This is a genomic window from Streptomyces sp. ISL-11, assembly GCF_018614525.1.
Lineage (GTDB): Bacteria > Actinomycetota > Actinomycetes > Streptomycetales > Streptomycetaceae > Streptomyces.
In genome coordinates this window covers 1-25586 of the sequence record NZ_JAGGOL010000100.1, presented here as the reverse complement: position 1 = coordinate 25586, position 25586 = coordinate 1, and the positions used below count along the sequence as shown (strand labels likewise).

The following is a 25586-nucleotide window of genomic DNA, read 5'->3' as shown; positions in this document are numbered from 1 at the left end:
GTGCGAAGCGGCAGGCGCATCGCCGTCGACGTCGGGGACGCCCGGATCGGGGTCGCCTCGTGCGACCCCGACGGGATCCTCGCCACCCCGGTCGAGACCGTCCCCGGGCGCGACATCCCGCAGGCGCACAAGCGGCTGGTGGCGATCGTCGCGGAGTACGAGCCCATCGAGGTCGTCGTCGGTCTGCCCCGCTCCCTCAAGGGGGGAGAGGGGCCGGCCGCGGCCAAGGTGCGGACGTTCGCCAAGGAGATGGCCCGGCGGGTGGCGCCCGTGCCCGTCCGGCTGGTCGACGAGCGCATGACGACCGTCACGGCCACGCAGGGGCTGCGGGCCTCCGGAGTGAGCTCGAAGAAGGGCCGCTCAGTGGTGGACCAGGCGGCGGCCGTGGTCATTCTCCAGAACGCCCTGGAGATGGAGAAGGTCTCCGGCCGGCCGCCCGGCGAGGCAGTCGACATGGTCATCTGATCGCAGTACGGTAACGTTCCGCGCGACATGGCAGCTGTTCGAACGTCTCCCGTACCGGGCCGGACGATTGGGAACCGGCGCTCCCCGGAGCGCCCATCGGCTGCCGCTGTGCGGCTCAAGGGGATCGATGACTGAGTACGGCCGGGGACCCGGCTCCCAACCGTGGCATCCCGAGGACCCTCTGTACGGGGACCGGGGATACGACGGACACCAGCACCCGCAGCAGCCGCACCCCCAGCAGCAGCAACAGTACGAGCAGCAGCAGCAGCAGTACGGCTGGGACCCCTCGCAGGGCGCGGGGGGTCCGTACGGCAGCCAGCCCGGCGAGCAGTACGGGCAGCAGCCCGTCGACCCGTACTCCGGCGGCCGGCCCGACTACTACGGCACCCCGGACGCCTACCCGCCGCCCCAGCCGCAGCACATGCGCCGGCAGCAGGAGGAGCAGCAGCACTCTCAGCAGCAGGTGCCGCAGCAGTCCCAGCAGGTGCCGCAGCAGTCCCAGCAGGGTTACGAGCAGCAGCACGCACCGCAGCCCGACGAGTGGCACTCCGAGCCCGGCCCGGAGAAGCTCTCCCTCTTCGACGACGCCCCGGACGACCCGGCCGCGTCCACGGCCGTGGACGACGACGCGGACGAGGCGCGCGAGGAGCGGCCCCGCGGCCGCGACCGGCGCGGCAAGAAGGCCCAGAAGGGCAAGAAGAACAAGCGCCGCAGCGGCACGGCCTGCCTGGTCGTCGCCGTGGTGCTGCTCGGCGTCGTCGGTGGCGGCGGCTACGTCGCGTACGACTACTGGCAGAGCCACTTCGGCGCCGCGCCCGACTACGACGGCGAGGGCACCGGCCAGATCCAGGTCGAGATCCCGAAGTCCGCGAGCCTGACCGAGATGGGCGCCGTCCTCCAGAAGGCGGGCGTGGTCAAGAGCGTCGGCGCCTTCACCGAGGCGGCGGGCGCCAACCCCAAGGGCAAGGCCATCCAGCCGGGCATCTACATCCTCCGCAAGGAGATGTCGGGCGCGGCGGCCGTGACGATGATGACCGACCCCAAGACGCTCAACGCGCTCACGCTGGGCGAGGGCATGAAGTCGTTCGAGATCTACGCCGCGATCGACAAGAAGCTCGGACTCAAGGCCGGCACCACCAAGGACGTGGCCACGAGCCAGGTGAAGAACCTGGGACTGCCCGCCTGGGCCGGCAGCAACCCGGACATCAAGGACCCGCTGGAAGGGTTCCTCTTCCCCTCGCAGTACAGCGCGGCCAAGGGCACCAAGCCGGAGGACATCCTCAAGCAGATGGTCGCCCGGGCCAAGGAGAACTACACCCAGCAGGACGTGGAGGGCAAGGCCAAGGAACTGGGGCTGAAGTCCCCGCTCCAGGTCGTCACGCTCGCCAGCCTCGTCCAGGTCGAAGGCAAGTACAAGCACGACTTCGACAAGATCTCCCGGGTCGTCTACAACCGGCTCAAGCCGGACAACAAGGAGACGTACGGCCTCCTCGACTTCGACTCCACGGTCAACTACGCCCGGAAGCAGAGCACGCTGGACGTCGGGGCCGTCAGTGACCTGCGGAAGTTCAACGACCCGTACAACACCTACAAGATCAAGGGCCTGCCCCCCGGCCCGATCAGCAACCCCGGTCTGGAGGCCCTGAAGTCGGCGCTCCAGCCGGCGCCGGGCCCCTGGTACTACTTCGTGTCGGTCAGCGAGAACGAGACGCTGTTCGCCGTCACGAACGAGGAGCACAACAAGAACCGCCAGAAGTACCAGCAGGGAAGCAAGAAGGCGGGCCAGTGACCGCACGCCACCGCGCCGCCGTGCTCGGTTCGCCGATCGCCCACTCCCTCTCCCCGGTCCTGCACCGGGCCGCCTACGCGGAGCTGGGCCTGGGGGAGTGGACGTACGACCGCTTCGAGGTCGACGAGGCCGCCCTGCCCGGCTTCCTCGACGGCCTGGACGCCGCCTGGGCCGGGCTCTCGCTGACCATGCCGCTGAAGCGGGCGGTCATCCCGCTGCTCGACTCGGTCAGCGACACCGCCGCCTCCGTCGAGGCCGTCAACACCGTCGTCCTCACCGGCGACGGCCGCCGCGTCGGCGACAACACCGACATCCCCGGCATCGCGGCGGCCCTGCGCGAGCGCGGCGTCGAGAAGGTCGCCTCCGCCGCCGTCCTCGGCGCCGGGGCCACCGCCTCCTCGGCCCTCGCCGCGCTCGCCCGGATCTGCGCCGGCGAGGTCACCGTCTACGTCCGCAGCGCGGAGCGCGCCGCCGAGATGCGCGAGTGGGGCGAGCGCCTGGGCGTGTCCGTCCGCACCGCCGACTGGTCCCGCGCCGCGGAGGCGCTCGTCGCGCCGCTCGTGATCGCCACCACCCCGGCGGGTGCCACCGACGCCCTCGCGGACGCCGTGCCGCAGCGGCCCGGCACCCTCTTCGACGTGCTCTACGAGCCGTGGCCGACCCCCCTGGCCGCCGCCTGGGCGGCTCGCGGCGGCGCCGTCCTCGGCGGTCTGGACCTGCTGGTCCACCAGGCGGTGCTCCAGGTGGAGCTGATGACGGGCCGCGCGCCCGCGCCGCTGGCCGCGATGCGGGCCGCGGGCGAGGCGGCACTGGCGGCGCGCGCGGCGTGACCCGGCACGTCCACGACCTGACGCAGTAGGTCCACAACCTGGACCTGCGGCCGGGAATGTCAGCAGGTCGTGGGAGGATCAGGGTGGCGGGCCAGGGCCGCGCGCCCCCAGCCACCGCTGGGAGGTGCCCCCAGGTCGCGCCGTCGCACGATCCGAGGCGCGAGGCAGAGGGAGTCCCGTTGAGCAGGTTGCGCTGGCTGACGGCCGGGGAGTCGCATGGTCCGGCACTGGTGGCGACGCTGGAGGGTCTCCCCGCCGGTGTACCCGTCACCACCGAGATGGTGGCGGACGCCCTCGCCCGGCGCCGCCTCGGCTACGGCCGCGGCGCCCGCATGAAGTTCGAGCAGGACCAGGTCACCTTCCTCGGCGGCGTGCGCCACGGCCTGTCCCTGGGCTCCCCGATCGCCGTCATGGTGGGCAACACCGAATGGCCCAAGTGGGAGCAGGTCATGGCGGCCGACCCGGTGGACCCGGAGGAGCTCGCCTCGCTGGCCCGCAACGCCCCGCTGACGCGGCCCCGCCCCGGCCACGCGGACCTGGCCGGAATGCAGAAGTATGGTTTCGACGAGGCCCGCCCGATCCTGGAGCGTGCCTCCGCCCGCGAGACCGCCGCCCGGGTCGCCCTCGGCGCCGTCGCCCGCTCCTTCCTCAAGGAGACGGCCGGCATCGAGATCGTCTCCCACGTCGTCGAGCTGGCCGCCGCCAAGGCCCCGTACGGCGTCCTTCCCAAGCCCTCCGACGTCGAGAAGCTCGACGCCGACCCGGTGCGCTGCCTGGACGCGGACGCGAGCAAGGCGATGGTCGCCGAGATCGACCAGGCCCACAAGGACGGCGACACCCTCGGCGGCGTCGTCGAGGTCCTCGCCTACGGCGTCCCCGTCGGCCTCGGCTCGCACGTCCACTGGGACCGGCGCCTCGACGCCCGCCTGGCCGCCGCGCTGATGGGCATCCAGGCCATCAAGGGCGTCGAGGTCGGCGACGGCTTCGACCTGGCCCGCGTGCCCGGCTCCAAGGCACACGACGAGATCGTGGCCACCGACGAGGGCCTGCGCCGCACCTCCGGCCGCTCCGGCGGCACCGAGGGCGGCCTCACCACCGGCGAGCTGCTGCGCGTACGGGCCGCGATGAAGCCCATCGCGACCGTGCCCCGCGCGCTGGCCACCGTCGACGTCGTCACCGGCGAGGCCACCCAGGCGCACCACCAGCGCTCCGACGTGTGCGCCGTCCCCGCCGCCGGCATCGTCGCCGAGGCCATGGTGGCGCTCGTCCTGGCGGACGCGGTCGTCGAGAAGTTCGGCGGCGACAGCGTGCCCGAGACACGTCGCAACGTCCGCGGCTACCTCGACAACCTGGCCATCAAGTGACCTCGCCCCTCGTCGTGCTGGTGGGCCCGCCGGGAGCCGGCAAGTCCACCATCGGTGCCCTGCTCGCCCAGCGGCTGGGCACCGGTTACCGCGACACCGACGCCGACATCGAGCGGCGGGCCGGCAAGCCCATCCCGGAGATCTTCATCGACGAGGGCGAGCCGCACTTCCGCGAGCTGGAACGGCAGGCCGTGCGCGACGCCGTCGACGAGCACCTCGGGGTGCTCTCCCTCGGCGGCGGCGCGATCATGGACGACGGCACCCGCGCGCTGCTCACCGGCCTCCCGGTGGTCTTCCTCGACGTCGAACTCGCCGACGCCGTCCGCCGGGTGGGCCTGGACGCCCCGCGTCCGCTGCTCGCGGTCAACCCGCGGCAGCGCTGGCGCGAGCTGATGGAGGCGCGCCGCCCGCTGTACACCGAGGTCTCCCGCGCCACCGTCGCCACCGGCGGCCGGACCCCGGCCGAGGTGGCCGACGCCGTGATCGAGGCGCTGGCGCTGCCCCGGGACCGTACCCCCGACACCACGCAGTGAGGAACGCATGACCGACGCCCCCACCCGCATCCAGGTCGCCGGCAGCGCGGGCACCGCGCCGTACGAGGTCCTGGTCGGGAACCAGCTGCTGGGCGAGCTGCCCGGCCTCATCGGCCCCCAGGCCAAGCGCGTGGCCGTGCTGCACCCCGAGGCGCTCGCCGAGACCGGCGAGGTGCTGCGCGCGGACCTGGCGGCCCAGGGCTACGAGGCCATCGCCATTCAGCTCCCCAACGCCGAGGAGGCCAAGACCGTCGAGGTCGCGGCCTACTGCTGGAAGGCCCTGGGCCAGACCAACTTCACCCGCACCGACGTCGTCGTCGGCGTCGGCGGCGGCGCGACCACCGACGTGGCCGGCTTCGTCGCCGCCACATGGCTGCGCGGCGTGCGCTGGATCGCCGTGCCCACCACCGTCCTGGGCATGGTCGACGCCGCCGTCGGCGGCAAGACCGGCATCAACACCGCCGAGGGCAAGAACCTCGTCGGCGCCTTCCACCCGCCGGCCGGGGTCCTGTGCGACCTGGCCGCGCTGGAGTCGCTGCCGGTCCACGACTACGTCAGCGGCCTCGCCGAGATCATCAAGGCCGGGTTCATCGCCGACCCGGCCATCCTCGACCTCATCGAGGCCGACCCGGAGGCGGCCCGCACGCCCCGCGGCCCGCACACCGCCGAGCTGATCGAGCGCGCCATCCGCGTCAAGGCCGAGGTCGTCTCCGGCGACCTCAAGGAGTCGGGGCGGCGCGAGATCCTCAATTACGGCCACACCCTCGCCCACGCCATCGAGAAGAACGAGCGGTACAACTGGCGGCACGGGGCGGCCGTCTCCGTCGGCATGGTCTTCGCCGCCGAGCTCGGCCGCATCGCCGGCCGCCTCGACGACGCGACCGCCGACCGCCACCGCGCGATCCTCCAGTCCGTGGGCCTGCCCGTCACCTACCGCGGTGACCAGTGGCCCAAGCTGGTGGAGACCATGAAGGTCGACAAGAAGTCGCGCGGCGACCGGCTGCGTTTCATCGTCCTCGACGGTCTCGCCAAGCCCACCGTCCTGGAGAGCCCCGACCCGGCGATGCTGCTGGCGGCCCACGCGGAGATCGCGGCGTGAGCGCGCGCAGGGTTCTCGTCCTCAACGGGCCGAACCTGGGCCGCCTCGGCTCGCGGGAGCCCGATGTGTACGGCGCGACCTCCTACGCCGGTCTGGTGGAGGAGTGCGCCCGGCTCGGCAAGGAGCTCGGCTTCGCCGTCGAGGTCCGTGAGACCAACGACGAGGGCGAGCTGGTCCGCTGGCTGCACGAGGCCGCCGACGGCTCGGTCCCCGTCGTCATCAACCCCGGTGCCTTCACGCACTACTCCTACGCGATGCGGGACGCGGCCGCGCAGCGCACGGCGCCGCTCATCGAGGTGCACATCTCCAACCCGTACGCCCGGGAGGAGTTCCGCCACACGTCCGTCATCGCGGCGGTGGCCAGCGGCACGGTCGCCGGGTTCGGCATCGGTTCGTACCGGCTGGCGCTGCGGGCGCTCGCGGAGGAACTCGCGGGTTAGCAGGGGCGTTCATTCCGCGTCGGGTACTCTCCCGTCTGGCCCGCCCGGGTGGTGGGCCAGTGGTCTGTCCCCCGCGGACCGGGGTCAGGGGCGAAGCCCCGGTTCCTGCCCCTTGCCCGCGCCAGTCGCCCGTACGAGACGGAGTGCCACCGGATGCAGTACCCCGTGGGACCGCCGCTGCCGCCGCCCCCGCCCCCGATGCCGCCGCCCCCGGCCGCGGCGACCGGGCACTTCCCGATGCCCACCGACGCGGCCGCCTCCGCGCACGCCGCCGTCGCCGTGCTCCTCATCGGCCCGGCCGGGGCCGGCAAGACGACCGTGGCGCGCCATTGGGCGGACACCCGCCGGGTGCCCACGGCGCACATCAGCCTCGACGATGTCCGCGAATGGGTGCGGTCCGGCTTCGCCGACCCGCAGTCCGGGTGGAACGACCACTCCGAGGCGCAGTACCGCCTCGCCCGGCGCACCTGTGGCTTCGCGGCCCGCAACTTCCTCGCCAACGGCATCTCCTGCATCCTCGACGACGCCGTCTTCCCCGACCGGCCCGTCGTCGGCCTCGGCGGCTGGAAGCGCCACGTCGGCCCCGGCCTGCTGCCCGTGGTGCTCCTGCCCGGCCTGGAGGTCGTCCTGGAGCGCAACGCCGAGCGCAGCGGCAACCGCCGTCTCAGCGACGAGGAGGTCGCCCGCATCCACGGCCGCATGGCCGGCTGGTACGGCTCCGGGCTGCCCATCATCGACAACACCCAGCAGGACGTCGCCACCACGGCCCGCCTCCTGGACGACATCGTCGCCCGCGCCGTGGCGGGCACGCCCGGTTGCTAGGCGGTGTCCGGTGGGTCTTCGGCTGCGGGTCGTCTGTGCCGCCTGCGGCGGCGGGCGCCCTGCGGGCGCGTCCTCAAGCGCCGGACGGGCTGAAGGCGGCTGAGCCCAGCCGAATCAAGCCCGTCCGGCGTTTGAGGACACCGCCGCGCAGCGGTGGTGCGCACGACAACGGACACGGCACCCGCGCCCGGTCGGACGCGCTGGAACGGCCGCCCGCGACCCGCGGCCGTAGGCTCGGAAACATGTCCGAGGTGTACGCGGCACGCCGCGCGCGGCTGCGCGAGCGGTACGAGGCGGCCGGCAGCGAGGCCGCACTGGTGTCCGGCCGCGCCAACGTCCGGTATCTGGCCGGCGGCGCCCCGCCGGGCGCCGCCCTGCTCGTGGGGCCCCGCGAGGACGTCCTGCTCTACTGCCGGGACTCCTTCGGGGACACCCCCGACGACCGGCTGGCCGAAGGGCTGCGCGTACAGGAGCTGCCGGAGCCCGGCAGCGACACGGCCGTGGCCGGCGCCGAGCGGGCGGCCGCGGCGGGCGCCGGCTCGCTCGCCGTCGAGGAGCAGCACCTCACCGTCGCCCGCCACCGTGCCCTGGGCTCGGTCGCGCCCCGGCTCCGCCTGGACGACCTGGGCACCGCCGTGGAGCAACAGCGGCTGGTCAAGGACGCCGAGGAGATCTCCTCGCTGCGCATCGCAGCGGAGATCGCCGACCAGGCCCTGGGAGAGCTCCTGGAGTCGATCCTCGTGGGCCGCACCGAGCGGCACCTCGCGCTGGAGCTGGAGCGCCGGCTGGTCGACCACGGCGCGACCGGCCCGGCGCTGCCGACCTCGGTGGGCACCGGGCCGAACTCCGGGCTGGCCGGGCACACGCCCACCGACCGCCGGGTCGAGGAGGGCGATTTCCTCAGCGTCTGCCTGGGTGCCGACTACCGCGGCTACCGCAGTGAGATCGCCCGCACCTTCGTCATCGGCACGACTCCGGCCGACTGGCAGATCGAGCTGTACGAGCAGGTCTTCGCGGCGCAGCGGGCCGGCCGGGAGGCCCTGGCGCCGGGCACTCCGTACCGCGACGTGGACCGCGCTGCGCGGGTCGTCCTGGAGGCCGCGGGGCACGGTGAACGCCTCGGACCGCGCATCGGACACGGCGTGGGACTCGAAAACGACGAGGACCCTCGGCTCACACCGTCGGCAATGGGTAAACTGGACGCTTGCGTGCCGGTCACCGTAGATCCGGGGGTTCACCTCCCGGGGCGGGGCGGCGTCCGGATCGATGACACGCTCGTCGTTCGCCCCGAGGCGGACGGCGGACCCGAGCTACTCACCATTACGACCAAAGAGCTGCTCGCGCTCTAGCGGCGCACCGCACTTTCTGGTTCCACCAGTCCAGGAGATACCGCAACCGTGGCATCCACGAACGACCTCAAGAACGGCATGGTGCTCAAGCTCGACGGGGGCCAGCTCTGGTCCGTCGTCGAGTTCCAGCACGTCAAGCCCGGCAAGGGCCCCGCCTTCGTCCGTACGAAGCTGAAGAACGTGCTCTCCGGCAAGGTCGTCGACAAGACCTTCAACGCGGGCGTGAAGGTCGAGACGGCCACCGTCGACAAGCGGACGATGCAGTTCTCGTACATGGACGGCGAGTACTTCGTGTTCATGGACATGGACACGTACGACCAGCTCATGGTCGACCGCAAGGCCGTCGGCGACGCCGCCAACTTCCTGCTCGAGGGCTTCGAGGCCACCGTCGCCAAGCACGGCGACGAGGTGCTCTACGTCGAGCTGCCGGCCGCGGTCGAGCTCGTCATCGAGCACACCGAGCCGGGCGTCCAGGGCGACCGTTCCACCGGTGGCTCCAAGCCGGCCAAGCTGGAGACCGGCTACGAGATCCAGGTCCCGCTCTTCATCACCACCGGTGAGAAGATCAAGGTCGACACGCGCACCGGTGATTACCTCGGTCGGGTGAACAGCTAACCGTGGCCGCTCGCAGCAAGGCCCGTAAGCGCGCCTTCCAGATCCTCTTCGAGGCCGATCAGCGCGGCACCACCGTGCAGAACGTCCTCGCGGACTGGATCCGGCACTCGCGGTCCGACGATCGTCAGCCCCCGGTCAACGAGTACACGATGCAGCTGGTCGAGGGATACGCACAGCACGTGTCCCGCATCGACGACCTGATCGCGGACTACGCGGTCGACTGGGATCTGGACCGGATGCCGGTCGCCGACCGGAACATCGTGCGCCTCGGTGCGTACGAGCTCATCTGGGAGGACGAGACCCCGGACGCGGTGGCGATCGACGAGGCGGTGCAGCTCGCCAAGGAGTTCTCCACCGACGACTCGCCGTCCTTCGTCAACGGTCTGCTCGGCCGCTTCAAGGAGCTCAAGCCGAGTCTTCGGCGCGACGAGAAGTAGCGCGTACCGCAGGACAGACGAAAACCGCCGGGGGCGGGGCGATCCGAAAGGATGGCCCCGCCCCCGGCGGTTTCTGTATCCACGGCGCGGGGACTAGGCGTCCTCGTGCTGCACGGCGCGGCGCGCGTCGGCGTCCAGGACGCCCCAGCTGATCAGCTGTTCGGTAAGTACCGAGGGCGACTGGTCGTAGATCACGGCAAGAGTGCGCAGGTCGTCCTGGCGGATCGACAGGACCTTGCCGTTGTAGTCGCCGCGCTGGCTCTGGATGGTGGCCGCGTAGCGCTGGAGCGGGCCCGCCTTCTCGGCCGGCACGTGGGCCAGGCGCTCAAGGTCCAGGACCAGCTTCGGCGGCGGCTCGGCGGCCCCGCCCGGCGTGGTGCCCGGCAGCAGTTCCTGCACCGGAACTCCGTAGAAGTCGGCCAGCTCGGCCAGGCGCTGCACGGTCACGGCACGGTCGCCGCGCTCGTACGAGCCCACTACGACGGCCTTCCAGCGGCCCTGGGACTTCTCCTCGACGCCATGGAGGGAGAGGCCCTGCTGGGTGCGGATGGCGCGGAGCTTGGCCCCGAGCTGTTTGGCGTATTCGCTGGACATAAAGCTCCCCGGACGCTGTATCAACGTGCGGCTCTGCCGCGTGGCTGGTTACTCACTGTGAGGTTACGCAGCGTAATCTGACTTCGTCAAGCCGAATGGTCCATAGGCGTCCCCCGTCAGGGGCGGTGGCGGGTGCCCGCCGCGGACCCTGGTACCGTGAAAGCGTTAATCCGACGTCCTTTAAAGTCCGTCCCGTGAGGCGGAGAAGGAGGTCCGTTTCGTATGGACGCACATCGCGACGCGCACCCCGTGGGGTCCGTCAGCTCCTCTGTCGGCCCGGCCGCCCGTCCCGTGCTGGAAGCACCGGACATCGCCCGGGTACTGACCCGCATCGCCCACGAGATCGTCGAACGCGCCAAGGGCGCCGACGACGTGGTGCTCCTCGGCATTCCGACGCGCGGGGTCTTCCTCGCCCGCCGGCTGGCCGCAAAGCTCGAGGAAATCACCGGCGGCAAGACCCCGGTCGGCTCCCTCGACATCACCATGTACCGCGACGACCTGCGGCTCCGCCCCGCCCGTGCGCTCGCCCGTACGGAGATCCCCGGTGAGGGGATCGACGGGCGCCTGGTGATCCTCGTCGACGACGTGCTCTTCTCCGGCCGCACGATCCGCGCCGCGCTCGACGCGCTGGGCGACATCGGCCGGCCCCGCGCCGTCCAGCTCGCGGTCCTCGTCGACCGCGGCCACCGCGAACTCCCGATCCGCGCCGACTACGTCGGCAAGAACCTCCCCACGTCGCTGCGGGAGACGGTCAAGGTCCAGCTCACCGAGGAGGACGGCCGCGACAGCGTGCTCCTCGGCACGCGCGAGACCGTTCCGGCCGAGCAGTAGCGGCTGCCCTCCGCGGACCCGGTGACCCGGGGCCGTGGAGCCGTGTGCCCGGCTGTTGCCCGTTCGTACCCCACAAAACCTCCTCAACCACGGAGCAACCGGATGAAGCGTCACCTCATCTCGGCCGCCGACCTCACGCGCGACGACGCCGTCCTGATCCTCGACACCGCCGAGGAGATGGCCCGGGTCGCCGACCGGCCGATCAAAAAACTCCCCACCCTGCGCGGCCGCACCGTCGTGAACCTCTTCTTCGAGGACTCGACCCGCACCCGCATCTCCTTCGAGGCCGCCGCCAAGCGGCTGTCCGCCGACGTCATCAACTTCTCCGCCAAGGGATCCTCGGTCTCCAAGGGCGAGTCGCTCAAGGACACCGCCCTGACCCTGGAGGCGATGGGCGCGGACGCCGTCGTCATCCGGCACCACGCCTCCGGCGCCCCCTACCGGCTCGCCAATTCGGGCTGGATCGACGGCGCGGTCGTCAACGCCGGTGACGGCACCCACGAGCACCCCACGCAGGCGCTCCTGGACGCCTTCACCGTGCGCCGCCGCCTGGTCGGCCGCGACGCCGGCCTCGGCCACGACCTCGCCGGCCGCCGGATCACCATCGTCGGCGACATCCTGCACAGCCGCGTGGCCCGCTCCAACGTCCACCTGCTGAACACCCTCGGCGCGCAGGTCACGCTCGTCGCCCCGCCGACCCTGGTGCCGATCGGCGTCGAGCACTGGCCGTGCGAGGTCTCCTACGACCTCGACAGCGTGCTGCCGAAGTCCGACGCCGTGATGATGCTGCGCGTCCAGCGCGAGCGCATGAACGCCGCCTTCTTCCCCACCGAGCGCGAGTACGCCCGCCGGTACGGGCTCGACGGCGACCGGATGGCCCGGATGCCCGAGCACGCCGTCGTCATGCACCCCGGCCCGATGAACCGCGGCATGGAGATCACCGCCGAGGTCGCGGACTCCACCCGCTGCACGGCCGTGGAGCAGGTCGCCAACGGCGTCAGCATCCGCATGGCCGTCCTCTACCTGCTGCTCGGTGGCGCCGAGCCCGCCGTTTCCGCCCCCCGCACCGAGGAGAACAAGTAACCATGAGCAAGATTCTTATCCGCGGTGCGAAGATCCTCGGCGGCGAGCCGCAGGACGTCCTCATCGACGGCGAGACCATCGCGGCGGTGGGCACGAGCCTCGACGCCGGCGACGCCGGCGACGCCACGGTCATCGAGGCGGACGGCAAGATCCTGCTGCCCGGCCTGGTCGACCTCCACACCCACCTGCGCGAGCCCGGCCGCGAGGACTCCGAGACCGTCCTGACCGGCACCCGCGCCGCGGCCAGCGGCGGCTTCACGGCCGTCTTCGCCATGGCCAACACCTTCCCCGTCGCCGACACCGCCGGCGTCGTCGAGCAGGTCTGGAGGCTCGGCAAGGAGTCCGGCTACTGCGACGTCCAGCCCATCGGCGCCGTCACCGTCGGCCTGGAGGGCAAGCAGCTCGCCGAGCTCGGCGCGATGCACGAGTCGGCCGCCGGGGTGCGGGTCTTCTCCGACGACGGCAAGTGCGTCGACGACGCGGTGATCATGCGCCGCGCCCTGGAGTACGTAAAGGCGTTCGACGGCGTCGTCGCCCAGCACGCCCAGGAGCCCCGGCTGACCGAGGGCGCCCAGATGAACGAGGGCGTCGTCTCCGCCGAGCTGGGCCTGGGCGGCTGGCCGGCCGTCGCCGAGGAGTCGGTCATCGCCCGCGACGTGCTGCTCGCCGAGCACGTCGGCTCGCGCGTACACATCTGCCACCTCTCCACCGCCGGCTCCGTCGAGATCGTCCGCTGGGCCAAGTCCCGCGGCATCGACGTGACCGCCGAGGTCACCCCGCACCACCTGCTCCTCACCGACGAGCTGGTGCGCTCGTACAACCCGGTCTACAAGGTCAACCCGCCGCTGCGCACCGAGCGCGACGTCATGGCCCTGCGCGAGGCCCTCGCCGACGGCACGATCGACATCGTCGCCACCGACCACGCCCCGCACCCGCACGAGGACAAGGACTGCGAGTGGGGCGCGGCCGCCATGGGCATGGTGGGCCTGGAGACCGCCCTGTCGGTCGTCCAGCACACCATGGTCGAGACCGGCCTGCTGGACTGGGCGCAGGTCGCGGACCGGATGTCCGCCCGCCCGGCCGCCATCGGCCGCCTCGCCGGACACGGGCGGCCCGTGGCCGCCGGGGAACCCGCCAACCTCACCCTGGTCGATTCGGCTTACCGTGGAGTCGTGGACCCCGCGGGCTTCGCCTCCCGCAGCCGCAACACCCCCTACGAGGGCCGTGAGCTGCCGGGGCGCGTCACCCACACCTTCCTGCGGGGCCGCGCGACGGTCGTGGACGGGAAACTCGCGTGACACCTGCACTGATCAATCTGGCGGCCGGGCAGAAGTCTGCCGACGTCACGGACTGGGCCGCCCGCATCGGCTGGGTCGTCGGGCTGCTGCTCTTCATCGCGCTCGTCTACTGGCTGATGCGCGAGGGCTGGAAGTGGCGCGGCACGCTCCAGGGCGACCTGCCCGAGCTGCCCACGGCGCCCGAGGAGCCCGGCGAGGCCAGGCTGGCGATGACGGGCCGCTACCACGGCTCCACCACCGCCGGCCAGTGGCTCGACCGCATCGTCGCCCAGGGCCTGGGCACCCGCAGCCGCGTCGAGCTCACCCTGACGGACCAGGGCCTGGACGTCGTCCGGCCGGGCGCGCGGGACTTCTTCGTCCCCGCCGGCGCGCTGCGCGGAGCCAGGCTCGACAAGGGCATCGCCGGCAAGGTCCTCGCCGAGGGCGGCCTGCTGGTGATCACCTGGGAGCACGGCGGCAAGCGGATCGACTCCGGCTTCCGGTCCGACCGGGCCGCCGAGCACGCCGCCTGGGTCGAGGCCCTGGGCGATACCGGCATGGAACACACACAGCACCAGCAGAACGACATGGAAGGCGCACGATGACGACCTCCACCCGGGGAGCCACCAAGGTTCCCGCCGTACTCGTCCTGGAGGACGGCCGGACCTTCCGCGGCCGCGCCTACGGGGCCGTGGGGGTGACCTTCGGCGAGGCGGTCTTCAACACCGGCATGTCCGGCTACCAGGAGACCCTGACCGACCCCTCGTACCACCGCCAGGTGGTCGTCATGACCGCCCCGCACGTCGGCAACACCGGCGTCAACGACGAGGACCCCGAGTCCGGCCGCATCTGGGTCGCCGGTTACGTGGTGCGCGACCCCGCCCGGGTCTCCTCGAACTGGCGCTCGCGCCGCTCCCTCGACGAGGAACTCGTCGCCCAGGGCGTCGTCGGCATCAGCGGCATCGACACCCGCGCCCTCACCCGCCACCTCCGTGAGAGCGGGGCCATGCGGGTCGGCATCTTCTCCGGCAACGCCCTGCCCGACGAGGGCACGATGCTCGCCGAGGTGCGCCAGGCCCCCGAGATGCAGGGCGCCGACCTCGCGGCCGAGGTCGCCACCAAGGAGAGCTACGTCGTCCCCGCGATCGGCGAGAAGAAGTTCACCGTCGCCGCGGTCGACCTCGGCATCAAGGGCATGACTCCGCACCGAATGGCCCAGCGCGGCATCGAGGTGCACGTCCTGCCCGCCACCGCCACGCTGGAGGACGTCTACGCCGTCGCCCCCGACGGTGTGTTCTTCTCCAACGGCCCCGGCGACCCGGCCACCGCCGACCACCCGGTCTCCGTGATGCGTGGTGTCCTGGAGCGGAAGACCCCGCTCTTCGGCATCTGCTTCGGCAACCAGATCCTCGGCCGCGCGCTCGGCTTCGGCACCTACAAGCTGAAGTACGGCCACCGCGGCATCAACCAGCCCGTGCAGGACCGTACGACCGGCAAGGTCGAGGTCACCGCGCACAACCACGGCTTCGCCGTCGACGCACCGCTCGACAGCGCGACCGACACGCCCTACGGCCGGGTGGAGGTCTCCCACGTCTGTCTCAATGACAACGTGGTGGAAGGGCTCCAACTGCTCGACCAGCCGGCATTCAGCGTCCAGTACCACCCCGAAGCAGCAGCGGGCCCGCACGACGCCGCGTACCTGTTCGATCGCTTCGTCTCCCTGATGGAGGGCCAGCGTGCCTAAGCGCACCGACATCCAGTCCGTTCTGGTCATCGGCTCCGGCCCGATCGTCATCGGCCAGGCCGCCGAGTTCGACTACTCCGGCACCCAGGCGTGCCGGGTCCTGAAGTCCGAGGGCCTGCGCGTCATCCTGGTCAACTCCAACCCGGCCACGATCATGACCGACCCGGAGATCGCCGACGCCACGTACGTCGAGCCGATCACCCCGGAGTTCGTCGAGAAGATCATCGCCAAGGAGCGCCCCGACGCCCTCCTGCCCACCCTCGGCGGCCAGACCGCGCTCAACACCGCGATCTCCATGCACGAGCAGGGCGTCCTGGAGAAGTACGACGTCGAGCTCATCGGCGCCAATGTGGAGGCGATCCACAAGGGCGAGGACCGCGAGCTGTTCAAGGGCGTCGTCGAGGCCGTCAAGGCCAAGATCGGCTACGGCGAGTCCGCCCGCTCGGTCATCTGCCACACCATGGACGAGATCCTCGCGGGCGTCGAGACGCTCGGCGGCTACCCCGTCGTCGTCCGCCCCTCCTTCACCATGGGCGGAGCCGGCTCCGGCTTCGCCCACGACGAGGAGGAGCTGCGCCGCATCGCCGGCCAGGGCCTGACGCTCTCCCCGACCACCGAGGTGCTCCTGGAGGAGTCCATCCTCGGCTGGAAGGAGTACGAGCTGGAGCTGATGCGCGACAAGAACGACAACGTCGTGGTCGTCTGCTCCATCGAGAACTTCGACCCGATGGGCGTGCACACCGGTGACTCGATCACCGTCGCCCCGGCGATGACGCTCACCGACCGCGAGTACCAGCGGCTGCGCGACATCGGCATCGCGATCATCCGCGAGGTCGGCGTCGACACCGGCGGCTGCAACATCCAGTTCGCGATCAACCCGGACGACGGCCGGGTCATCGTGATCGAGATGAACCCGCGCGTCTCGCGCTCCTCGGCGCTGGCCTCCAAGGCCACCGGCTTCCCGATCGCGAAGATCGCCGCCCGGCTGGCCGTCGGCTACACGCTGGACGAGATCCCCAACGACATCACCGAAAAGACCCCGGCGTCCTTCGAGCCCACGCTCGACTACGTCGTCGTCAAGGCGCCCCGCTTCGCGTTCGAGAAGTTCCCGGCCGCCGACGCCACCCTCACCACGACCATGAAGTCGGTCGGCGAGGCCATGGCCATCGGCCGCAACTTCACCGAGGCGCTCCAGAAGGCGCTGCGCTCGCTGGAGAAGAAGGGCTCGCAGTTCGACTTCGCCTCCGAGCCCGGCGACAAGGACGCGCTGCTGGCCAAGGCCCAGGTGCCCACCGACGGCCGGATCAACACCGTCATGGACGCCATCCGCGCCGGCGCCACCCAGGGCGAGGTCTACCGCTCCACCCGCATCGACCCCTGGTTCGTCGACCAGCTCTTCCTCATCCACGAGATCGCCGAGGAGCTGCGCGACGCGCCCAAGCTGGAGCCGGGGATCCTCGCCGAGGCCAAGCGCCACGGCTTCTCCGACGCCCAGATCGCCGCCATCCGCGGCCTGCGCGAGGACGTCGTCCGCGAGGTCCGGCACGCGCTCGGCGTCCGCCCGGTCTTCAAGACCGTCGACACCTGCGCCGCCGAGTTCGCCGCCAAGACCCCGTACTTCTACTCCTCCTACGACGAGGAGTCCGAGGTCGCGCCGCGCGAGAAGCCCGCGGTGATCATCCTGGGCTCGGGCCCGAACCGCATCGGCCAGGGCATCGAGTTCGACTACTCCTGCGTCCACGCCTCCTTCGCGCTCAGCGACGCCGGCTTCGAGACCGTGATGGTCAACTGCAACCCCGAGACCGTCTCCACCGACTACGACACCTCCGACCGGCTCTACTTCGAGCCGCTCACCCTGGAGGACGTCCTGGAGATCGTCCACGCGGAGACCCTCGCCGGCCCCGTCGCGGGCGTCATCGTCCAGCTCGGCGGCCAGACCCCCCTGGGCCTGGCCCAGGCGCTCAAGGACAACGGCGTGCCGATCGTCGGCACCTCGCCCGAGGCCATCGACCTCGCCGAGGAGCGCGGCGCCTTCGGCCGCGTGCTGACCGAGGCCGGGCTGCCCGCGCCGAAGTACGGCACCGCCTTCTCCTTCGAGGAGGCCAAGGGCATCGCCGCCGAGATCGGCTACCCGGTCATGGTCCGCCCGTCCTACGTGCTCGGCGGCCGCGGCATGGAGATCGTCTACGACGAGCCCTCGCTGGGGGAGTACCTCACCCGCCACGCCGGCCTGATCTCCGAGCACCCGGTCCTCATCGACCGCTTCCTCGACGACGCCATCGAGATCGACGTCGACGCGCTCTACGACGGCCAGGAGCTCTACCTCGGCGGCGTCATGGAGCACATCGAGGAGGCCGGCATCCACTCCGGCGACTCGGCGTGCGCCCTGCCCCCGATCACCCTCGGCGGCTTCGACATCAAGCGGCTGCGCGCCTCCACCGAGGCCATCGCCAAGGGCGTCGGCGTCCGCGGCCTGATCAACATCCAGTTCGCCATGGCCGGCGACATCCTCTACGTGCTGGAGGCCAACCCGCGCGCCTCCCGCACCGTCCCCTTCACCTCGAAGGCGACCGCCGTGCCGCTGGCCAAGGCCGCCGCCCGCATCTCGCTGGGCGCGACCGTCGCCGAGCTGCGCGCCGAGGGCATGCTGCCCAAGGAGGGCGACGGCGGCACGCTGCCGCTGGACGCGCCGATCTCCGTCAAGGAGGCCGTGATGCCGTGGAGCCGCTTCCGCGACGCCTCCGGCCGCGGTGTGGACACCGTGCTCGGCCCGGAGATGCGCTCCACCGGCGAGGTCATGGGCATCGACAAGGTCTTCGGCACGGCCTACGCCAAGTCGCAGGCCGGCGCGTACGGCGCGCTGCCCACCAAGGGCCGCGCGTTCGTCTCGGTCGCCAACCGCGACAAGCGCTCGATGATCTTCCCGGCCCGTGAGCTGGTCGCCCACGGCTTCGAGCTGCTGGCCACCTCCGGCACCGCCGAGGTCCTCAAGCGCAACGGCATCAGCGCCACCGTCGTGCGCAAGCAGAGCGAGGGCGAGGGCCCCAACGGCGAGAAGACGATCGTCCAGCTCATCCACGACGGCCAGGTCGACCTGATCGTCAACACCCCGTACGGCACCGGCGGCCGCCTCGACGGCTACGAGATCCGCACCGCCGCGGTCGCCCGCGCGGTGCCGTGCCTGACCACGGTCCAGGCCCTCGCGGCCGCCGTCCAGGGCATCGAGGCGCTCACCCGCGGCGACGTCGGCGTCCGTTCCCTCCAGGAGCACGCGGAACACCTGATCGCCGCCCGGCAGTAATCCTCTTCCGCCCGCCCGCCCCGCCAGGGGCGGGCGGGCGGACCTGACGGATACCCCGCTCGCCCAACGAAGGCCTGGCCCTGCATGTACTCCCTCCTCTTCCGACTGATCTTCCGGCGGATGGACCCCGAGCGGGCCCACCACCTGGCCTTCAGGTGGATCCGCCGCGCCGCGGGCATCCCCGTGCTGCGCACCTTCGTCGCGGCCGTCCTCGCCCCTCGCCACAAGGCGCTGCGCACCGAGGCGTTCGGCCTGCGCATGCACGGCCCCTTCGGCCTCGCCGCCGGCTTCGACAAGAACGCCACCGCGATCGACGGCATGACCATGCTCGGCTTCGACCACGTCGAGATCGGCACGGTCACCGCGCAGCCGCAGCCCGGCAACCCCAAGAAGCGCCTCTTCCGCCTCGTGGCGGACCGCGCGCTCGTCAACCGCATGGGCTTCAACAACGACGGCTCCGCGGCCGTGGCGGAGCGCCTGGCGGCCCGCAAGGCGGCCTTCCGTACGACGGTCGGTGTCAACATCGGCAAGACGAAGATCGTCCCCGAGGACGAGGCCGTCGCCGACTACGTCACCTCCACCGAGCGCCTGGCCGGTCACGCCGACTACCTCGTCGTCAACGTCTCCTCCCCGAACACGCCCGGCCTGCGCAACCTCCAGGCCACCGAGGCGCTGCGCCCGCTGCTCACCGCCGTGCGCGAGGCGGCCGACCGCACGGTCACCGACCGCCGCGTGCCGCTGCTGGTGAAGATCGCCCCCGACCTGGCCGACGAGGATGTCGACGCCGTCGCCGACCTCGCCGTGGAGCTGGGCCTGGACGGCATCATCGCGACGAACACCACCATCGCCCGCGACGAGCTGGGCCTGCGGACGCCCAAGGCCACCGTCGAGGCCATCGGCGCCGGCGGGTTGTCCGGCGCTCCCCTCAAGGCCCGCTCCCTGGAGGTCCTGAGCCGCCTGTACGCGCGCGTGGGCGACCGGATCACCCTGGTGGGCGTCGGGGGCGTCGAGAGCGCCGACGACGCCTGGGAGCGCATCCTCGCGGGCGCCACGCTCGTCCAGGGCTACAGCGCCTTCATCTACGAGGGCCCCTTCTGGGCCCGCCGGATCCACCGGGGCCTCGTCGAGAAGCTGGCCGCGAGCCCGTACGCCACCCTCGCCGAAGCCGTCGGCGCCGAGCACCGGAAGGTGACCGCATGACCCTCGAAGCCTTCGGCACGCGCCTGCGCCGCGCCATGGACGAGCGCGGCCCGCTCTGCGTCGGCATCGACCCGCACGCCTCCCTGCTCGCCGACTGGGACCTCACCGACGACATCCGCGGCCTGGAGCGGTTCACGCGCACGGTCGTCGATGCCCTCGCCGACCGCGTCGCCGTCCTCAAGCCGCAGTCCGCGTTCTTCGAGCGGTTCGGCTCCCGGGGCATCGCCGTCCTGGAGCGGGCGGTCGCCGACTCCCGGTACGCCGGCGCGCTGGTCCTGATGGACGCCAAGCGCGGCGACATCGGCTCCACCATGGCCGCCTACGCCGCCACCTACCTCGACCCGGCCTCGCCGCTGTTCTCGGACGCCGTCACCGTCAGCCCCTACCTCGGCTACGGCTCGCTGCGCCCCGCCCTGGACCTGGCGCGCGAGAGCGGCACCGGCGTCTTCGTCCTCGCGCTCACCTCGAACCCCGAGGGCGCCGAGGTGCAGCACGCGGTGCGGGCCGGGGGAGCGAGCGTCGCGGCGACGATGCTGGAGCACCTCCGGGCCGAGAACGCGGGCGCCGCGCCCATGGGCTCGTACGGCGCGGTCGTCGGCGCGACGCTGGGCGACACGCTCGGCGCGGCCGGCGCCGACCTGGCCATCAACGGCCCGCTGCTCGCTCCCGGCATCGGCGCCCAGGGCGCGACCGCCGCCGATCTGCCGAAGGTCTTCGGCGCGGCCGTCCGAGACGTCGTCCCCAATGTCAGCCGGGGCGTCCTGCGGCACGGCCCGGACGTGGCGGCGCTGCGCGAGAGCGCGGCCCGTTTCGCGGACGAGGTGCGGGAAGCGGTGGCCGCGAGCGGCCCGGCGGTGCGCTGAGGCCCCTCCGGTCGGTCCGGCTCACCCCGGCCAACCTCGGCAGACTCCGGCCAACGTCGGCCAACGTCAGCCAACATCAGACAAAATTGTCGGGCTTTATGTCCGGAAAAGTCCCGGTCGAGCGAGTCTGACCAGGACTTTTCGTCTGTTCTCGCTGACTGGAGCGGGATCGGCCGCTAGTCTCCGACGAGAGCGAACGTGCAAGCGCGTTGCTCGTTGCTCCCAAGGTGTGGTCCGACTAGGTTCCTCACCGGTCCGTTATCCGACAGTTCGATATCCGAGGTGACGTAGGCGTGGCTCTTCCGCCCCTTACCCCTGAACAGCGCGCAGCCGCGCTCGAAAAGGCCGCCGCGGCTCGCCGGGAGCGCGCCGAGGTCAAGAATCGGCTCAAGCACTCCGGCGCCTCGCTGCACGAGGTCATCGAGCAGGGCCAGAAGAATGAAGTCATCGGCAAGATGAAGGTCAGCGCACTCCTGGAGAGCCTTCCGGGTGTGGGCAAGGTCCGCGCCAAGCAGATCATGGAGAGGCTCGGGATCTCCGAGAGCCGCCGGGTGCGCGGACTCGGCTCCAACCAGATCGCCTCTTTGGAGCGTGAGTTCGGAGGCAAGGCCGCCTGACGTTCCCAGGCACTCCTGGGAACCGGGATAATCGCTGCATGAGTACTGCAGTCTCCCGGGGGACGTCCCCCGTCCCCCCGGCCGGACAACCGCGGCTGACCGTGCTCTCCGGCCCCTCCGGGGTCGGTAAGAGCACGGTCGTCGCCCATATGCGCAAGGCCCACCCCGAGGTGTGGCTGTCGGTCTCCTGCACCACCCGCAAGCCGCGCCCCGGCGAGCGGGAGGGCGTCCAGTATTTCTTCGTGGACGACGGTGAGTTCGACAAGCTCGTCGCCAATGGTGAGCTGCTGGAGTGGGCCGAGTTCGCCGGCAACCGCTACGGCACTCCGCGCCAGGCGGTCCTCGACCGCCTGGAGGCGGGTGAGCCCGTCCTGCTGGAGATCGACCTGCAGGGCGCCCGGCAGGTCCGCGAGACCATGCCGGACGCCCAGCTGGTCTTCCTCGCGCCGCCGAGCTGGGAGGAACTGGTCCGCAGGCTCACCGGCCGCGGCACGGAGTCGCCCGAGGTCATCGAGCGCCGGCTGGCGGCCGCCAAGGTCGAACTGGCCGCCGAGTCGGAGTTCGATGTGACGCTCGTCAACACCTCCGTCGAGGACGTCGCCCGCGAACTGCTAGCCTTGCTCCGTTGACCATCTTTCTTCACCCCCTTCGGAAGGCAGAGAGTGTCCTCTTCCATCACCGCGCCCGAGGGCATCATCAACCCGCCGATTGATGAGCTGCTCGAGGCAACCGACTCGAAGTACAGCCTGGTGATCTACGCCGCCAAGCGCGCGCGTCAGATCAACGCGTACTACTCGCAGCTCGGCGAGGGCCTGCTGGAGTACGTCGGCCCCCTGGTGGACACCCACGTCCACGAGAAGCCGCTGTCCATCGCGCTGCGCGAGATCAACGCCGGCCTGCTGACCTCCGAGGCCATCGAGGCCCCGGCGCAGTAAGCGGCGGTAACAAACGTCACCAAGGGCCCGGCAGCACAGCTGCCGGGCCCTTGGTGTGTCATGGGTACGTAGCAACCCACGAAGTGTGCGAGAGCGCGGGGAGAGGCCAAGCGATGGACAAGCCCAAGGTCGTCCTGGGGGTCAGCGGCGGGATCGCCGCCTACAAGGCGTGCGAGCTGCTGCGCCGCCTCACCGAGTCGGGCCACGACGTACGGGTCGTACCCACCGCGGCGTCGCTGCACTTCGTCGGCGAGGCGACCTGGTCCGCGCTCTCCGGCCACCCCGCCGCCACCCAGGTGTGGGACTCCGTCCACGAGGTGCCGCACGTGCGCATCGGGCAAGAGGCCGACCTCGTCGTCGTCGCGCCCGCCACCGCCGACATGCTGGCCAAGGCCGCCCACGGCCTCGCCGACGACCTGCTGACCAATACGCTCCTCACCGCCCGCTGCCCGGTCGTCTTCGCGCCCGCCATGCACACCGAGATGTGGGAGCACCCGGCCACCCAGGAGAACGTGGCGACCCTGCGCCGCCGCGGTGCGGTCGTCATCGAGCCCGCGGTGGGCCGCCTCACGGGCGTCGACACCGGCAAGGGGCGGCTCCCGGAGCCGGCGGAGATCTTCGAGGTCTGCCGCCGGGTGCTGGCCCGCGGCCCCGAGGGCATGCCCGCCGACCTCTCCGGCCGCCACGTCGTCATCAGCGCCGGCGGCACCCGCGAGCCCCTGGACCCCGTCCGCTTCCTCGGCAACCGCTCCTCGGGCAAGCAGGGCTACGCCCTGGCCCGTACGGCTGTCGCCCGCGGCGCCCGGGTCACGCTCGTCGCCGCCAACAGCGAGCTGCCCGACCCCGCCGGCGCCGACGTGGTGCGCGTCGGCACGGCCGTCCAGCTGCGCGAGGCGGTGCTCAAGGCCGCCGCCGACGCCGACGCCGTGGTGATGGCGGCCGCCGTCGCCGACTTCCGGCCGGCCGCCTACGCCACCGGAAAGATCAAGAAGCGGGACGGGCAGGAACCGGAACCGGTCGCTCTGGTGCGCAATCCGGACGTCCTCGCCGAACTCTCGGCGGACCGCCCCCGGCCCGGGCAGGTCGTGGTGGGCTTCGCCGCCGAGACCGACGACGTCCTCGCCAACGGCCGCGCCAAGCTCGCCCGCAAGGGCTGCGACCTGCTCGTCGTCAATGAGGTGGGGGAGCGCAAGACCTTCGGCGCCGAGGAGAACGAGGCGGTCGTGCTCGCCCCCGACGGCTCGGAGACCCCGGTGCCGTACGGGCCGAAGGAGACCCTCGCCGACACGGTCTGGGATCTTGTGGCGGACCGCCTCTCCTGAGGCTTCCGGGCACTTTCGGGCGCCGAGTGTCGCAGGTCACCCGCCCACTGATGCGGGACCGGATGCCCCAACCACGCGAACGCCGGATAAACTGGCCCAGGACTCGCGTCGAGCGCAGCTCTCGACCGGGTCCGTCAATGATCAGCCAGCAGCCGCTGCAACCCCAGGGAGCGATGTGTCCCGCCGCCTGTTCACCTCGGAGTCTGTCACCGAGGGCCACCCCGATAAGATCGCTGACCAGATCAGCGACACCATTCTCGACGCGCTGCTCCAGGAGGACCCCACCTCCCGCGTCGCCGTCGAGACCCTCATCACCACCGGCCTGGTGCACGTCGCCGGTGAGGTGACGACCAAGGCCTACGCGCCGATCGCCACGCTCGTGCGCAACAAGATCCTCGAAATCGGCTACGACTCGTCCAAGAAGGGCTTCGACGGCGCCTCCTGCGGCGTGTCGGTGTCCATCGGCGCACAGTCGCCCGACATCGCGCAGGGCGTCGACACCGCGTACGAGAGCCGCGTCGAGGGCGACGAGGACGAGCTCGACAAGCAGGGCGCCGGCGACCAGGGCCTGATGTTCGGCTACGCCTGCGACGAGACCCCCGAGCTGATGCCGCTGCCGATCAACCTGGCGCACCGGCTCTCCCGCCGCCTGTCGGAGGTCCGCAAGAACGGGACCATCCCGTACCTGCGCCCCGACGGCAAGACCCAGGTCACCATCGAGTACGACGGCAACAAGGCCGTGCGCCTGGACACCGTCGTCGTCTCCTCCCAGCACGCCTCGGACATCGACCTCGACTCGCTGCTGGCACCCGACATCCGCGAGTTCGTCGTCGAGCACGTCCTCAAGGAGCTCGTCGAGGACGGCATCAAGCTCGACACCGACGGCTACCGCCTGCTGGTGAACCCGACCGGCCGCTTCGAGATCGGCGGCCCGATGGGCGACGCCGGCCTCACCGGCCGCAAGATCATCATCGACACCTACGGCGGCATGGCCCGCCACGGCGGCGGTGCCTTCTCCGGCAAGGACCCGTCCAAGGTCGACCGCTCGGCCGCGTACGCGATGCGCTGGGTCGCGAAGAACGTGGTCGCCGCGGGCCTGGCCACCCGCTGCGAGGTCCAGGTCGCCTACGCGATCGGCAAGGCCGAGCCGGTGGGTCTGTTCGTCGAGACCTTCGGCACCGCCACGGTCGACGTCGAGAAGATCGAGACCGCGATCGGCGAGGTCTTCGACCTCCGCCCGGCCGCGATCATCCGTGACCTCGACCTGCTCCGCCCGATCTACGCCCAGACCGCGGCGTACGGCCACTTCGGCCGCGAGCTCCCCGACTTCACCTGGGAGCGCACGGACCGCGTGGACGCCCTGAAGAAGGCCGCGGGGCTGTAGGCCCGCGACCGCCACTGAGCACCACGTACGGCCCCGAACCGAAGAAACGGTTCGGGGCCGTCGCGCGTACGGGGGCGGGGCCCGCCCGGATCGCCGTCGGCCGTGGGGGTGTCAGTGGGGTCTGCTAAGACTGGAGCCGTGAGCAGCGAGAACGGGCGGTCGGGGTCGGGGGAGGCGTCTGCGGGGGAACCGCAGGGGGCCGAGCAGCTCGCGCTCATACGGGAGACCGTCCGCCAGGCCAAGGTGCCCCGCGCCAAGCCGCGCACCTGGCGGGGGGCGGCGCTCGCCGAGGAGCTGCCCGTGGCCCGGGTGCTCGTGGACAAGGGGCTCATCCACCTCGACCAGTACTTCGACTACGCCGTGCCCGCCGCCATGGACGCCGAGGCGCGTCCCGGAGCCCGGGTGCGGGTGCGCTTCGGTGCCCGGGTCGTGGCCAAAGGGCGCCGGGAGGGCGGGGAGCTGCACAACGGCTTCATCGTCGAGCGGCTCGCGGAGAGCGACTACCGCGGCCCGCTGGCGCCCATCGCCCAGGTGCTCTCCCCGGAGCCGGTGCTCGGCCCCGGGCTGCTGAGCCTGTGCCGCGCCGTCGCCGACCGGTACGCCGGCACCCTCGCCGACGTCGTCCAGCTGGCCGTGCCGCCGCGCAGGGCCCGCGCCGAGGCCGCCGCCTCACCCCCGCCGCTGCCCCCGCC

25 protein-coding genes and 1 pseudogene are annotated in these 25586 nt (G+C 71.7%); 25 read left to right on the top strand and 1 reads right to left on the bottom strand.

Annotated features, from left to right (window positions below; all coding sequences use genetic code 11):
• The 11 genes from ruvX (at nucleotide 1) to nusB (ending at nucleotide 9743) form a co-directional block, all read left to right on the top strand.
• Entirely contained in the window at nucleotides 1-465 is a 465-nt protein-coding gene (gene ruvX / locus J7E86_RS20860; protein WP_215083246.1) for a Holliday junction resolvase RuvX, read from the top strand.
• Between the two features lie 127 nt (nucleotides 466-592).
• The gene (gene mltG / locus J7E86_RS20855) at nucleotides 593-2254 is read left to right on the top strand and encodes an endolytic transglycosylase MltG (protein WP_215083245.1); all 1662 of its coding nucleotides are present in this window, start codon (nucleotides 593-595) and stop codon (nucleotides 2252-2254) included.
• A complete protein-coding gene (locus J7E86_RS20850) occupies nucleotides 2251-3084 on the top strand; it encodes a shikimate dehydrogenase (protein WP_215083244.1) in 834 nt (277 codons plus the stop codon). Before mltG ends, J7E86_RS20850 begins: the two co-directional genes overlap by 4 nt.
• A 179-nt stretch (nucleotides 3085-3263) precedes the next feature.
• Nucleotides 3264-4448 (top strand): chorismate synthase, encoded by a 1185-nt coding sequence (aroC, locus tag J7E86_RS20845; RefSeq protein ID WP_215083243.1) that lies wholly within the window; start codon nucleotides 3264-3266, stop codon nucleotides 4446-4448.
• Entirely contained in the window at nucleotides 4445-4981 is a 537-nt protein-coding gene (locus J7E86_RS20840) for a shikimate kinase (protein WP_215083242.1), read from the top strand. The genes aroC and J7E86_RS20840 overlap by 4 nt, the downstream gene beginning before the upstream one ends.
• Before the next feature lie 7 nt (nucleotides 4982-4988).
• The gene (gene aroB / locus J7E86_RS20835; protein WP_215083241.1) at nucleotides 4989-6080 is read left to right on the top strand and encodes a 3-dehydroquinate synthase; all 1092 of its coding nucleotides are present in this window, start codon (nucleotides 4989-4991) and stop codon (nucleotides 6078-6080) included.
• Nucleotides 6077-6520 carry a type II 3-dehydroquinate dehydratase gene (aroQ, locus tag J7E86_RS20830; RefSeq protein WP_215083240.1) on the top strand — a complete coding sequence of 148 codons (444 nt, stop codon included), beginning with the start codon at nucleotides 6077-6079 and terminating at the stop codon, nucleotides 6518-6520. Before aroB ends, aroQ begins: the two co-directional genes overlap by 4 nt.
• 153 nt (nucleotides 6521-6673) lie before the next feature.
• Nucleotides 6674-7342 carry an AAA family ATPase gene (locus tag J7E86_RS20825; RefSeq protein WP_215083239.1) on the top strand — a complete coding sequence of 223 codons (669 nt, stop codon included), beginning with the start codon at nucleotides 6674-6676 and terminating at the stop codon, nucleotides 7340-7342.
• 242 nt (nucleotides 7343-7584) lie between these two features.
• Entirely contained in the window at nucleotides 7585-8691 is a 1107-nt protein-coding gene (locus tag J7E86_RS20820; protein ID WP_215083238.1) for a M24 family metallopeptidase, read from the top strand.
• 48 nt (nucleotides 8692-8739) lie between these two features.
• The gene (efp, locus tag J7E86_RS20815; RefSeq protein ID WP_215083237.1) at nucleotides 8740-9306 is read left to right on the top strand and encodes an elongation factor P; all 567 of its coding nucleotides are present in this window, start codon (nucleotides 8740-8742) and stop codon (nucleotides 9304-9306) included.
• Between the two features lie 2 nt (nucleotides 9307-9308).
• Nucleotides 9309-9743, top strand: coding sequence for a transcription antitermination factor NusB (nusB, locus tag J7E86_RS20810; protein ID WP_215083236.1), 435 nt, complete (start codon nucleotides 9309-9311; stop codon nucleotides 9741-9743).
• A gap of 93 nt (nucleotides 9744-9836) precedes the next feature.
• Here the strand turns inward: nusB and bldD are convergent, their stop codons facing one another.
• Nucleotides 9837-10337, bottom strand: a complete 501-nt coding sequence (bldD, locus tag J7E86_RS20805) for a transcriptional regulator BldD (protein WP_004948690.1) — start codon at nucleotides 10335-10337, stop codon at nucleotides 9837-9839.
• 222 nt (nucleotides 10338-10559) lie between these two features.
• Here bldD and pyrR point away from each other — a divergent pair, with 222 nt between their 5' ends.
• The 14 genes and pseudogenes from pyrR to J7E86_RS20735 all read left to right on the top strand — a co-directional run.
• The gene (gene pyrR / locus J7E86_RS20800; RefSeq protein ID WP_215083235.1) at nucleotides 10560-11168 is read left to right on the top strand and encodes a bifunctional pyr operon transcriptional regulator/uracil phosphoribosyltransferase PyrR; all 609 of its coding nucleotides are present in this window, start codon (nucleotides 10560-10562) and stop codon (nucleotides 11166-11168) included.
• Between the two features lie 102 nt (nucleotides 11169-11270).
• Nucleotides 11271-12251, top strand: coding sequence for an aspartate carbamoyltransferase catalytic subunit (locus J7E86_RS20795; protein WP_215083234.1), 981 nt, complete (start codon nucleotides 11271-11273; stop codon nucleotides 12249-12251).
• Nucleotides 12252-12253: 2 nt separating this feature from the next.
• A complete protein-coding gene (locus tag J7E86_RS20790) occupies nucleotides 12254-13549 on the top strand; it encodes a dihydroorotase (RefSeq protein WP_215083233.1) in 1296 nt (431 codons plus the stop codon).
• Entirely contained in the window at nucleotides 13546-14133 is a 588-nt protein-coding gene (locus J7E86_RS20785; protein ID WP_215083232.1) for a hypothetical protein, read from the top strand. Before J7E86_RS20790 ends, J7E86_RS20785 begins: the two co-directional genes overlap by 4 nt.
• Nucleotides 14130-15272 (top strand): glutamine-hydrolyzing carbamoyl-phosphate synthase small subunit, encoded by a 1143-nt coding sequence (carA, locus tag J7E86_RS20780; protein WP_215083231.1) that lies wholly within the window; start codon nucleotides 14130-14132, stop codon nucleotides 15270-15272. Before J7E86_RS20785 ends, carA begins: the two co-directional genes overlap by 4 nt.
• Nucleotides 15265-18573, top strand: a complete 3309-nt coding sequence (carB, locus tag J7E86_RS20775) for a carbamoyl-phosphate synthase large subunit (RefSeq protein WP_215083230.1) — start codon at nucleotides 15265-15267, stop codon at nucleotides 18571-18573. Before carA ends, carB begins: the two co-directional genes overlap by 8 nt.
• An 84-nt stretch (nucleotides 18574-18657) precedes the next feature.
• Complete coding sequence (locus J7E86_RS20770) at nucleotides 18658-19773, top strand: quinone-dependent dihydroorotate dehydrogenase (protein WP_215083229.1); 1116 nt, start codon at nucleotides 18658-18660, stop codon at nucleotides 19771-19773.
• Nucleotides 19770-20636 carry an orotidine-5'-phosphate decarboxylase gene (gene pyrF / locus J7E86_RS20765; RefSeq protein ID WP_215083228.1) on the top strand — a complete coding sequence of 289 codons (867 nt, stop codon included), beginning with the start codon at nucleotides 19770-19772 and terminating at the stop codon, nucleotides 20634-20636. Before J7E86_RS20770 ends, pyrF begins: the two co-directional genes overlap by 4 nt.
• 293 nt (nucleotides 20637-20929) lie before the next feature.
• Nucleotides 20930-21253 (top strand): integration host factor, encoded by a 324-nt coding sequence (locus J7E86_RS20760; RefSeq protein ID WP_087928986.1) that lies wholly within the window; start codon nucleotides 20930-20932, stop codon nucleotides 21251-21253.
• A 38-nt stretch (nucleotides 21254-21291) separates the two neighbouring features.
• Complete coding sequence (gmk, locus tag J7E86_RS20755; RefSeq protein ID WP_215083227.1) at nucleotides 21292-21882, top strand: guanylate kinase; 591 nt, start codon at nucleotides 21292-21294, stop codon at nucleotides 21880-21882.
• Between the two features lie 33 nt (nucleotides 21883-21915).
• Complete coding sequence (gene rpoZ / locus J7E86_RS20750) at nucleotides 21916-22188, top strand: DNA-directed RNA polymerase subunit omega (protein ID WP_004948662.1); 273 nt, start codon at nucleotides 21916-21918, stop codon at nucleotides 22186-22188.
• A gap of 113 nt (nucleotides 22189-22301) precedes the next feature.
• The gene (coaBC, locus tag J7E86_RS20745) at nucleotides 22302-23510 is read left to right on the top strand and encodes a bifunctional phosphopantothenoylcysteine decarboxylase/phosphopantothenate--cysteine ligase CoaBC (protein WP_215083226.1); all 1209 of its coding nucleotides are present in this window, start codon (nucleotides 22302-22304) and stop codon (nucleotides 23508-23510) included.
• 175 nt (nucleotides 23511-23685) lie between these two features.
• Nucleotides 23686-24894, top strand: a complete 1209-nt coding sequence (gene metK / locus J7E86_RS20740) for a methionine adenosyltransferase (RefSeq protein WP_215083225.1) — start codon at nucleotides 23686-23688, stop codon at nucleotides 24892-24894.
• Nucleotides 24895-25032: 138 nt separating this feature from the next.
• A pseudogene (locus J7E86_RS20735) lies at nucleotides 25033-25586 on the top strand (primosome assembly protein PriA); the annotation flags it as partial.